We start from the raw sequence: 11,043 nt of genomic DNA, 5'->3' as shown, positions 1-11,043 counted from the left end.
TTCACATGAACTTTATGCGTAGTATCTTTGCATTTTCATTGCTTTTAATAATGACTTATTCAACATCATCCTTAGCTCAAGACACCGTGCGTATCGCCACTTTTAACGTCAGTATGGACTCGAGCAACCACTTGCCAAACGATGCTTTACCGAACACTTACGAATCGGTTTTGCCCAAGGTTTTACAAGAAAATAATCCACAAATTCGTGGTATTGCTGAAATCATTCAGCGTGTGCGCCCCGATATTATTTTGCTCAACGAGTTTGATTATGTCCCTCGTGAGCAAGGTATCGATGTCTTTTTAAACAACTATTTGGGCCAATCACAAGCTCATCTTGACCCAATCGCGTACCCTTATGTTTACACTGCCCCCGTCAATACAGGTTCGCCCTCTGCGTTTGACCTCAACCGTGATGGTAAAGCGACGGGTCGAGGCAACGATGCGTGGGGCTTTGGCTGGTATCCTGGCCAATATGGCATGGTGATTTTGTCCAAATATCCAATACTTGAAGATGACGTGCGTACGTTCCAACACTTCTTGTGGAAAGACATGCCAGGCCACCATGCGCCTTATGTACACGATGAAGACGGCAAACCAACAGATGAGCCGTGGTACAGCGATGAGGCCATGGCGCAATACCCGTTGAGCTCGAAATCACATTGGGATGTTCCCGTTCAAGTAGGGGGTAAAGTTATACATGTCTTAGCTCAGCACCCAACCCCGCCGGCTTTTGACGGCCCAGAGAACCGTAATGGTATGAAGAACTACGACGAAATTCGTTTCGTGCGTGATTACTTGACCCCTGGCGCTGATAACTACATTTATGATGACCAAGGTCAGCGTGGTGGTATCGCTGCCAACGGTTCTTTTGTGGTATTGGGCGATCTGAACGCACAAGCCGGTGCGAGCGGTGTTAAGGGTGCCATGACACAGTTGTTAGAACATCCACGTGTTAACGATGTGATGCCGATGAGCCAAGGCGGCGCGAATCATTCTCCAGATGTTGAGGGATCGCAATATCACACTGCGGCGTGGCGTAAACGGGTAGACTATGTGCTGCCTTCTGATGACTTAATTGTCAAAGACGCAGGCGTTTTTTGGCCGGTTCAGGGTGAACCCGGTTATGACTTGATGAAAAAACGCGATGCGTCTTCAGATCATCGTTTGGTATGGCTCGACATCGAGTTGCCGCAGTAGCTTAGTAAACGGCCAAGCCTTTTGGGGCTTGGCCTATAAGCGTTCATCCAAATCCCGCAGCATGCGCTCTATAATTTCATATCTGAACGGCTTACTGATAAAACCTTCCATGCCTGCTTCACGGGCTTTCACTCGCAACTCAGAGTCATCAATCGCACTCACCATAAACGTCGCAGGGATCGACGGCATGGATTGTTTTAGTTCAGCATACAAAGCTAAGCCCGACATCTGCGGCATATTCTGATCAATTAATACACAATCAACCGGCGTCTTCTTTAAAATATTCAGTGCATACACAGGGTTCGTTTCGGCAATCACCTGTGGCACACCAATCATCTCAATCAGCTCTTTGAGCACCATTAGGTTGGTTTTGTTGTCATCAACGATCAATGCGCGTTTAAGACGTTTCATTTATAATTACCTCACGGGAAACGATAAAATAAATAAACTTCCCTTTTCTTGAGGTTGATAGCTGACCTCGCCTCCCATCAGGTTCATCAACTCACGACATATTGCTAGTCCGATTCCGGTCCCCTCGACTGCGGTTTGTTCTCGCCCAAATCGATTGAACGATTCAAATAGGCGTTCGCGGTAGAGCGGCGGAATTCCCCATCCTTCGTCTTTAACAGTTATTGTGTACACCTGTTCTGTTTGTGCTTCAATCACTTTTACTTTCGAATTGTTAGGACTGTACTTAATTGCATTAGACAATAGATTAGTTAGTACTTGCTTAAACCGAATTGGATCTATATCAAGTTCTGGCGGATTATCTAATAATTCACATTGAATAACGGTTTCCGATGTTTCTAGTATTTCACTAAACCAATCGATAGTTTCAGCAATTAAGCGATGCGGAGTCACCCGTTCAGCGCTCACTTGGAGCGCTCGCGATTCAAGTTTAGACAATGTGAGAATATCATCCACTAAATGGTTGAGATGTTCGGCGGCGCTAATGAGTCGACGTAGCGATGTTCTATGCTCAACGTTAGCTAGCTTGTACCGTAGGATATCTGCAATCCCGAGTATGGTGGTCAGTGGGGTTTTGATCTCGTGAGTAATTGAGGACAGCAGTTTCGATTTGGCTCGATTCGCCTCGTTAGCGGCATCTTTAGCGGCTCGTAAGTTCTGCTCGATTGCTTTGCGCTCACTAATATCGGTTAATGTGCCGATGATCAGTTCTTGACCCGAGGCTTCATCATGCAATACTTGCCCGCGACTTTGCACCCACACAAAGGAGCCGTCTTTGCGTTGCAAGCGGTAGTCCGCACTTAACGGTTGTTTACTCTGTTGGGCGTGTAAACGCAATGCCTGTACTTTTTCGCGATCATCGGGATGAATCCAACTCGAGTATTCGTCCAGGTTGAATACCTTCTCTGCGCGCTGGGATATCACTCTAAAGTTATCGGTTACCTCAACGCGGTTATATTCCATCGATTGCGTGATTAGTGATTCACCGCTACTTTCTAATGCAAACCTTAGCCGTGCTTCGTTCTTTCGGAGGCTGAATAAGTTACTACGCAACTGCTCGGCGACTTGGGTAATTTGTAAGGCGAGTCTATTAAGCTCCGGCGCTTCGAGGTCAGGAATCGTGAGTTCGAATTCCTGGCGCCCCGTTTTTGCGAGTGCATCGGATAGTTTTTTGAGGTTGCGGTTTAATCGTTGACTGAAGCGCTGTGTGCGACTTTTGACAAACTGGAAATACAGCAGATAAAAAATCACCAAACCGGCAAGCAGAATCAAGCTAAGTAACTCGGTTTGTCGATAAATGTTATTGGTTCGTGCGAGTAGCTTTGCCTCTTCGACCAGCACCAATACCTGCCAGTCGGTTTCAGCGACAGGATGCCAAGCGGCAATATAAGACATCCCACCGAGCGCTATGGTTTGCAAACTATCGGGATTACTCTGCCAATGCGACAGAAGCGCTTGAGCTCCGTTTATATCGGCTAAATTGGTACTTTGATAGTCCGTTTCATCGCGCTTTGCATGTTTTACCGCATAGCTTTGGGGGACAGTAATGTCCAGACGCTGCTGAGCTCGCTCGGGTAGCGCAAGAATTTTTCCTGATTGGCTCGCGAGTACCACAAAGCCGTCCCACGGCACTTGAGTGTGAGTCAGGTAATTAATAAGTTTTTCAATGGTGACATCGGCGCCCGCGACCCCTACCAGGGAGTCATTTTTATATACCGGTGCAATCACTGATAGCATCCAGCCTTGTCCCGCTGGATCAAGATAAACAGGCGTCCAAACAGGGTTACGTGCTGGGTTATGTTGTTCATCGGCGAGGTAGAAAAAGTTAAACTTAGGAATATCAACATCGGCTGCGTATTGTGAACCGACATCAATAAACGGGTAAATAACATTAAGGCTGTCGTGTGTATTAAAGTACACCTGCTGTACCCAGCTATCGTCAGCAACCATTTGCCGCATCACTGGCGTGAGCATACGTAACTGCTCTATACGGTCTAGGTTTTGCTGAGGTGACGGTGTCAACGCAGAATAAAAAGCGGCGATACCGTCTTGACCCAGTGCTTTGCGGGTAAAGAACTGACCGCTCGCTCCCTGCGTCCACTGTTCGTGACCTTGCCAGGTAATGCGCGGATCATCGAGCACGGCGGCTACGGATTCACGATAAAGAGCCAGTTGTTTCTCGACTGAGACCAACTGAGCATCGACCACCGTTGCTTGACGTTTGGCAATTTGCGTTGATTCGGATAAGGCCGTTTCGACGAGTTCTTGTTTGGTTTGCTGTGTTACCCACTGGTTGGTCACTACATAAATAGTTATCAGCGCCAGCTCCACCATAATCATGGGTAGCAGTGCATAGCGCCTAAATGCCTGCCAAAGACTCTGACTTAACGAACGGTTTCGATCCATCTTATACCGCTTAACAAATGACTACGAATAAGCGCTACTATGCCGACTTTTCACCCGTTCGGCAATGGCATAAAAAAGCCCGCGAGTCGCGGGCTTCGGTGTTGGTGTTATTCCCACTCTATCGTGGCAGGCGGTTTGCCCGAAATATCGTAGGTGACTCGCGAAATACCGTCGACTTCGTTGATGATACGATTCGACACTTTTTCCAATAATTCGTAAGGTAAGTGCGCCCAACGTGCGGTCATGAAGTCGATGGTTTCGACTGCGCGCAGTGAAACCACCCAATCATACTTGCGTTGGTCGCCCATAACACCGACCGAGCGTACGGGTAAAAACACCGCAAATGCTTGGCTAACTTTGTGATACCAATCCGCTTTGTGCAGCTCATCAATAAAGATCGCATCGGCGCGACGCAATAAGTCACAGTACTCTTTCTTAATCTCGCCCAATACGCGCACACCCAGACCCGGCCCTGGGAACGGATGACGATAAAGCATGTTATAAGGCAGACCGAGTTCTAGACCAATTTTGCGTACTTCGTCTTTAAACAGCTCGCGCAATGGTTCAACTAAACCGAGTTTCATATCCTCGGGCAAGCCACCTACGTTGTGATGCGATTTAATGACGTGTGCTTTACCGGTTTTTGAGCCTGCTGACTCAATGACATCGGGGTAGATGGTACCTTGCGCCAGCCAGTCCACTTCGGTCAACTGAGACGCTTGCTCGTCGAAGATCTCAATAAAGGTATTACCGATAATTTTGCGTTTCTTCTCTGGATCCGCTTCGCCTTTCAGCGCGTCTAAGAAGCGTTGCTCCGCAGCGACGGGAATAATGTTTAAACCAAAGTGGTCACCAAACATTTCCATCACTTGCTCGGCTTCATTTAAACGCAATAAGCCATTATCAACAAACACGCAGGTGAGCTGGGAGCCAATTGCACGATGTAACAACATCGCTGTTACCGATGAATCGACGCCACCGCTTAAGCCCAAAATCACTTTATCGCTACCGACTTGCTCACGAATACGCTCGATCGCGTCTTCGATAATCTGTGCGGGCGTCCATTGTTTTTCACAACCACAAATCCCGCTGACGAAATGCTCTAGCATACGCATGCCTTGACGCGTATGGGTGACCTCTGGGTGGAACTGAACACCGTAAAAACGACGTGATTCATCCGCCATTGCCGCATATGGGCAGTACGAGGTGGTTGCAACGGTGTGGAAACCTTCTGGAATGGCTTCGACTTTATCACCGTGGCTCATCCACACGTCTAATAATGGCTTACCGTCTTCGCTGACCGCATCTTCGATGGCTTCAAATAACGGGCTTTCTGTTACGAGTTCGATTTGTGCATAACCAAATTCACGTTCGAGAGAGCCTTGCACTGAACCACCCAATTGATGCGCCATGGTTTGCATGCCATAGCACACGCCCAAGACAGGGACGCCCGCCTTAAATACATAGTCTGGCGCGCGCGGAGAACCGGCTTCGGTGACGCTTTCTGGCCCACCTGAAAGGATGATGCCTTTAGGATCGAAGTCTTTAATGTCTTGCTCGTCGACATCCCATGCCCACAGCTCACAGTAAACGCCAATTTCACGGATACGGCGCGCAATTAATTGGGTATATTGAGAACCGAAGTCTAAAATCAAAATTCGGTGGTCGTGGATATCTCTGCTCATTGTTGGGTCCCAGTAACAGATAAAACTAAAAGTAAAAGAGCCGCCTTAGCGGCGGCTCACAAATCGGCATTAAGAACTGCGGTAGTTTGGCGCTTCTTTGGTAATTTGCACATCGTGTACGTGTGACTCACCCATGCCTGCCGCAGTGACTTTGACAAACTGTGGCTTAGTGCGCATCTCTTCTAAGTTGGCGCAACCGGTCAAGCCCATCGCTGAGCGTACGCCGCCCATCTGCTGATGAATAATCGCCGAAATGGGGCCTTTATAGGCGATGCGGCCTTCGATACCTTCGGGTACGAGCTTCTCAGCCTCGTTACTATTTTGGAAATAGCGATCCGATGAGCCGTTACGCTGATTCATCGCGCCTAAGCTGCCCATGCCACGGTATGATTTGTAGTAACGACCTTGGTATAGCTCGACTTCGCCTGGCGACTCTTCGGTACCGGCTAACATGCTACCCACCATCACACAGTGTGCGCCAGCAACTAAGGCTTTCGCAATATCGCCAGAGAAACGAATGCCGCCGTCTGCAATCACAGGTACGCCGGTACCTTTCAGCGCATCTGCCGCATCGCTAATCGCAGTGATTTGTGGCACACCACAACCGGTGACGATGCGTGTCGTACAAATAGAACCTGGACCGATACCGACTTTAACAGCGTCTACGCCGGCATCCACCAAGGCTTTTGCACCTGCCGCTGTCGCTACGTTACCGGCAATGATTTGTAAGTTCGGATAGGCTTTACGCGTTTCCTGAACACGTTTTAACACACCTTCTGAATGGCCGTGCGAGGTATCAATCAGCAGTACGTCAACGCCCGCTTCAACTAGCAGTTTGATGCGCTCTTCGGTACCTGGACCTACGCCGACCGCTGCACCTACGCGCAACGAGCCGAGTTCATCTTTACAGGCATTCGGTTTGTTTTCGGCTTTTTCAAAGTCTTTGAGGGTGATCATGCCTTTTAATTTGTAGGCATCATCGACCACGAGAATTTTTTCGATGCGGTGCTTATGCATTAACTGCAAGATCTCATCGCTTTGCGCGGTTTCGTGTACAGTCACTAAGCGTGACTTGTCACTCATGACTTCTTTGATGGGTTTAGAGTCATCGTCTTCAAAGCGTGTATCACGGCCGGTCACGATACCCACTAAGTCACCGTTTTTCTCGATAACAGGGAAGCCTTGGAAGCCGTGTTCAGCGGTCAATGCCTTGATTTCACCAATGGTGGTATCAGGGTTTACTGTGACGGGGTCATTGACCATGCCACTCTCGTACTTTTTCACTTTACGTACGTGTGCCGCTTGCTCTTCAGGCGTCATATTCTTGTGAATAAAGCCAATGCCGCCTTCTTGCGCCAACGCGATAGCGAGTGGTGCTTCAGTAACGGTATCCATCGCTGCTGAAACCAACGGGATATTGAGCGTGATGCCACGCGTTAATTGGGTTTTGAGATCCGCTTGATGCGGTAAGACATTTGAGTGCCCCGGGACTAGTAGGACGTCGTCGAAAGTAAGGGCTTCTTGGGCGATTCGCAGCATTTGCAACACTCCGTGACTGGATTCATGTTGCGCGTGGATTTTACTCGATAATGGTTATTTTAGCAACTTATTCTGAGCACTTTCTAACGTTAAATTCGCCACCCGCGACTTTAACGTTGAGTTTTTGCTCAGCTTGGGTCTGCTCCGGCTGGGTGATCACGCGTCCCGCATCGTCTCGGACAATGGCGTATCCCCTATCAAGCGTATTCAGTGGACTCACCAAGTTTAATGCATGCAGCAATGCGCGTTGGCGTTGGTGCTGTTGTTTGAGCCATGCTTCAGCGACTAGCGGTATACGTTGCTGAATCTGCGAGAGTTTTTGTTGAGCGCGCGACAATTCACGTTGCGGGTGGACCTGCTGCAAGCGTTGGATAACATGCTGACGTCGTTGTTGCTGATTAACCAAGGTTCGCTGCTGGGCGCGATACACACGCGCTAATAATTCATCTAAACGCTGGCTTTGTTGTTGCAGCTGTCGTTGCGGATGCTGTTGATTCAGTCGAATTTGTAGTTGTTGTAGTAAACTGTGTTGACGCTCTATGCGGCGCTTTTGGCCGGTCGCCAAACGCTGTTGCAACTGCTGTAAACGGTTGATTTGAGCGCTACGATCTTGGGTCACCTGCTCGGCGGCTGCCGACGGTGTCGGCGCTCGCAAATCCGCGATAAAATCACAGATGGTAAAATCAACCTCGTGGCCAACCGCACTGATAACAGGCATCGGGGCGTCTAATAACAAACGACCGACCTGCTCATCATTAAAACACCACAAGTCTTCTAACGAGCCACCGCCTCGGGTCACTAGCAGCACATCGACTTCATTACGCTGAAACGCGGTACGTAATGCACTTTTAATTTGCGGTATAGCCGCATCGCCTTGCACTGCGGTCGGATAAATAATGACTTCGACGCTCGGGTCGCGGCGTTTCATCACCGCTAACACATCTTGAATAGCTGCACCTGTCGACGACGTGACAACACCAACACGGCGAATATGTTCGGGCAGTGGCCGCTTGCGCTCTTGCGCAAATAAGCCCTCGGCGGCAAGTTTTACTTTGAGCTGTTCAAACTGCTGCTGTAGCAAGCCGATACCGGCTTCTTCCATATGCTCAACAATGAGTTGGTAGTCGCCGCGCGGCTCGTACACGGTCACCCGGCCACGCACCAACACTTGTAAGCCATTTTGCGGGCGTACTTTGGCGCGCTGATTATTACCACGAAACATGGCACAACGTATCTGGGCGCGTTCATCCTTTAAGGTGAGGTACCAATGACCCGAGTTTGGTGCAGCAAAATTGGAGATTTCGCCCATCAACCATACGTGTCCAAAGCCCTGCTCTATTGCCTTGCGGATATCGCTGTTGAGTTGTGTGACGGTATATATCGACATGGGCAAATCATAGCACAACCGAAGTGCGTGCCACCATATCGCATTTAGACGTCTAAACATCTTGACGGTTAAACGTAAGTATTGCTAAATTAAACTCATCCATTAATCGGCGTTGAGGTCATCATGGTTTTTCCGGTAGGACGCTCCTTTTATACAGAAACACCTTATGGACGGGTGAAAGGCTTTCGTTTTGGCAATATTGACGCAAAGCCCGAACATACGATTATTGTGCAAGGCGGTATCAGCGCCAGCGGTCAACTCTGGCGTTTAGACGGTCATGGGTGGTGGCAATCGTTGCATCCGCTGTTTGCACCGCACCCTGAGCTGCAAGTGATCAGTTTAGATTACCTCGGTGGTGTGGGCGGCTCTGATACACCTGACGAACCTATTTCTCTGGGCCAGCACGCTGAGGCTTATGCCAGCGTATTGCGTTCACTCGGTTTAACACAACCAGGTGCCTGGTTGGGCGGCTCGTTTGGCGGCGTACTCGGTTTGCAGTTGGTTCAGGATGGGCTGATTAAACCCGATGCACTGGTCGTTATTGGCGCGGCTCATCAACCTTCGGTGCAGTCGGCGGCACTGCGCTTATTTCAGCAAGCGTTACTGCAACAAGCCGACTGTAGCCAGCAAGGCGTCGTGTTGGCGCGGGCACTTGCCATGTTGACTTACCGCAGTGCGGACGAATTTGAACAGCGTTTTAATGACGGCGACGAAGCCTTTAGCTATTTACTGGCGCAAGGTGAAAAGTTACTTAAGCGCCATGGTCAGCATGCGCAGAGCTTGTTTACCCATTTGACGCCTATTTTAAACGAGTACCGAATCGACCCATCACGCATCACCGTACCGGTACAACTGGTTGGCTTTGAATCCGATATTATTGCGCCGCCTCGCTTGATGCATCAGCTAGAAGAAGCATTACCTGATTGCCGTGGGCTCGCCCTGATTGATACACCTTTTGGTCACGACGGCTTTATTAAGAACGTAGCCGACTACGCCGCTGTTGTGCGCCATTTTTTGCCCCAACTTAAGACGACACGGGGTACTCAATCGCCCCTGACCGAGGATATTTTATGAAAGACGAAACGTTAGCAATTCATCACGGATATATCACCGATGCAACCACCAAGGCGGTTGCTACACCGATTTATCAGTCGGTCGCTTTTGAGTTTGATAACGCTCAACACGGTGCCGATTTATTTGATTTAACGGTACCGGGTAATATTTATTCACGTATTATGAACCCGACTCATGATGTGCTTGAACAGCGCGTTGCCGAACTCGAACACGGGATCGCGGCGCTGGCTGTTGCATCGGGGATGGCCGCGATTGAATACGCGCTGATCACGCTCGCCAGTCAGGGCGATAACATCGTCACTACGCCGCAGCTCTATGGGGGCACCTATACGTTGTTCCGCCATATGCTGCCCTCGTTTGGCATTGAAGTACGATTTGCTGAAAATGATACGGCAGAAGCGGTTGCTGCACTGATTGATGACAACACCAAAGCCGTTTATTGCGAAACCATTGGCAACCCGGCAGGTAATGTGGCGGATTTAGAAGGCCTCGCTGAAGTCGCTCATGCCCAAGGCGTGCCGTTAGTGGTTGATAACACAGTGGCTTCACCAGTGCTCTGTAAACCCATCGATTTTGGCGCCGACATTGTCGTGCACTCGTTAACCAAATATATCGGTGGCCATGGTACCTCGGTCGGTGGTTTGATTGTTGACTCGGGTCGTTTTAACTGGGTCAAACATAAGAACCGTTTCCCTCAGTTTAGTCAGCCGGAGCCGGCTTATCATGGCATTGTCTATACCGAGGCATTTGAAGCCGCTGCTTTTATTGCGCGTGTACGAACCGTCGCACTGCGCAATACCGGTGCGGCGATTTCACCGTTTAATGCGTTTTTAATCCTGCAAGGGCTCGAGACGTTACCGCTGCGGATCGAGCGTCATTGCGAAAACGCACTAAAAGTGGCTGAATATTTGCGTGAGCATCCACAGGTTGAGTGGGTTCGTTTTGCCGGCTTTGAAGATGACGCCTATTACCAACGGGTGCAGAAATACATTAATGGCGGTGTGCCTGCTTCGCTACTGACCTTTGGTATCAAAGGTGGCTTTGAGGCGGGCGTGCACTTTTACGACGCATTGGCGTTGTTCAAACGTTTGGTCAACATTGGTGATGCGAAAAGTTTAGCGTGCCATCCTGCCTCAACCACTCATCGTCAGCTCAATGAACAAGAACAAGCGGCGGTTGGTGTGACACCTGAGGCGATACGCCTTTGCGTGGGGATCGAACATATTGATGATATCCTTGCGGATATCGAGCAGGCCTTACAGCAAGCATAAAAAAACGGGGCTGA

Annotated in this window: 8 protein-coding genes; 3 read left to right on the top strand and 5 right to left on the bottom strand. The window is 49.4% G+C overall.

Annotated features, from left to right (window positions below; translation table 11 throughout):
* Positions 1 to 5 precede the first annotated feature (5 nt).
* Entirely contained in the window at positions 6 to 1,199 is a 1,194-nt protein-coding gene (locus tag BFR57_RS06440; RefSeq protein ID WP_071463186.1) for an endonuclease/exonuclease/phosphatase family protein, read from the top strand.
* 33 nt (positions 1,200 to 1,232) lie between these two features.
* Here BFR57_RS06440 and BFR57_RS06435 read toward each other — a convergent pair whose 3' ends face one another.
* The 5 genes from BFR57_RS06435 to xseA all read right to left on the bottom strand — a co-directional run bounded on the left by BFR57_RS06435 (position 1,233) and on the right by xseA (position 8,684).
* Entirely contained in the window at positions 1,233 to 1,610 is a 378-nt protein-coding gene (locus BFR57_RS06435) for a response regulator (protein ID WP_071463185.1), read from the bottom strand.
* A 6-nt stretch (positions 1,611 to 1,616) separates the two neighbouring features.
* Positions 1,617 to 4,073 (bottom strand): ATP-binding protein, encoded by a 2,457-nt coding sequence (locus BFR57_RS06430; RefSeq protein ID WP_071463184.1) that lies wholly within the window; start codon positions 4,071 to 4,073, stop codon positions 1,617 to 1,619.
* 107 nt (positions 4,074 to 4,180) lie between these two features.
* A complete protein-coding gene (gene guaA / locus BFR57_RS06425; protein WP_006956909.1) occupies positions 4,181 to 5,758 on the bottom strand; it encodes a glutamine-hydrolyzing GMP synthase in 1,578 nt (525 codons plus the stop codon).
* A gap of 69 nt (positions 5,759 to 5,827) precedes the next feature.
* Positions 5,828 to 7,297 carry an IMP dehydrogenase gene (gene guaB, locus BFR57_RS06420; protein ID WP_071463183.1) on the bottom strand — a complete coding sequence of 490 codons (1,470 nt, stop codon included), beginning with the start codon at positions 7,295 to 7,297 and terminating at the stop codon, positions 5,828 to 5,830.
* A gap of 67 nt (positions 7,298 to 7,364) precedes the next feature.
* Complete coding sequence (gene xseA / locus BFR57_RS06415) at positions 7,365 to 8,684, bottom strand: exodeoxyribonuclease VII large subunit (protein WP_071463182.1); 1,320 nt, start codon at positions 8,682 to 8,684, stop codon at positions 7,365 to 7,367.
* Between the two features lie 123 nt (positions 8,685 to 8,807).
* Here xseA and BFR57_RS06410 point away from each other — a divergent pair, with 123 nt between their 5' ends.
* Together BFR57_RS06410 and BFR57_RS06405 are read left to right on the top strand one after the other, a co-directional pair.
* Positions 8,808 to 9,758 (top strand): alpha/beta fold hydrolase, encoded by a 951-nt coding sequence (locus BFR57_RS06410; RefSeq protein ID WP_071463181.1) that lies wholly within the window; start codon positions 8,808 to 8,810, stop codon positions 9,756 to 9,758.
* A complete protein-coding gene (locus BFR57_RS06405; protein ID WP_071463180.1) occupies positions 9,755 to 11,029 on the top strand; it encodes an O-acetylhomoserine aminocarboxypropyltransferase/cysteine synthase family protein in 1,275 nt (424 codons plus the stop codon). Before BFR57_RS06410 ends, BFR57_RS06405 begins: the two co-directional genes overlap by 4 nt.
* Positions 11,030 to 11,043 lie beyond the last annotated feature (14 nt).

The organism is Idiomarina sp. MD25a, from assembly GCF_001870515.1.
Classification (GTDB): domain Bacteria; phylum Pseudomonadota; class Gammaproteobacteria; order Enterobacterales; family Alteromonadaceae; genus Idiomarina.
Note: the sequence above shows the minus strand (reverse complement) of the source record. Positions and strands in the feature narration are given on the sequence as shown.

What these genes read in the sequence shown, in the direction of transcription:
- BFR57_RS06440 (WP_071463186.1), top strand. Translation starts at nt 6, where the DNA reads ATGAACTTTATGCGTAGTATCTTTGCATTTTCATTGCTTTTAATAATG.
- BFR57_RS06435 (WP_071463185.1), bottom strand. Translation starts at nt 1,610, where the DNA reads ATGAAACGTCTTAAACGCGCATTGATCGTTGATGACAACAAAACCAAC.
- BFR57_RS06430 (WP_071463184.1), bottom strand. Translation starts at nt 4,073, where the DNA reads ATGGATCGAAACCGTTCGTTAAGTCAGAGTCTTTGGCAGGCATTTAGG.
- guaA (WP_006956909.1), bottom strand. Translation starts at nt 5,758, where the DNA reads ATGAGCAGAGATATCCACGACCACCGAATTTTGATTTTAGACTTCGGT.
- guaB (WP_071463183.1), bottom strand. Translation starts at nt 7,297, where the DNA reads ATGCTGCGAATCGCCCAAGAAGCCCTTACTTTCGACGACGTCCTACTA.
- xseA (WP_071463182.1), bottom strand. Translation starts at nt 8,684, where the DNA reads ATGTCGATATATACCGTCACACAACTCAACAGCGATATCCGCAAGGCA.
- BFR57_RS06410 (WP_071463181.1), top strand. Translation starts at nt 8,808, where the DNA reads ATGGTTTTTCCGGTAGGACGCTCCTTTTATACAGAAACACCTTATGGA.
- BFR57_RS06405 (WP_071463180.1), top strand. Translation starts at nt 9,755, where the DNA reads ATGAAAGACGAAACGTTAGCAATTCATCACGGATATATCACCGATGCA.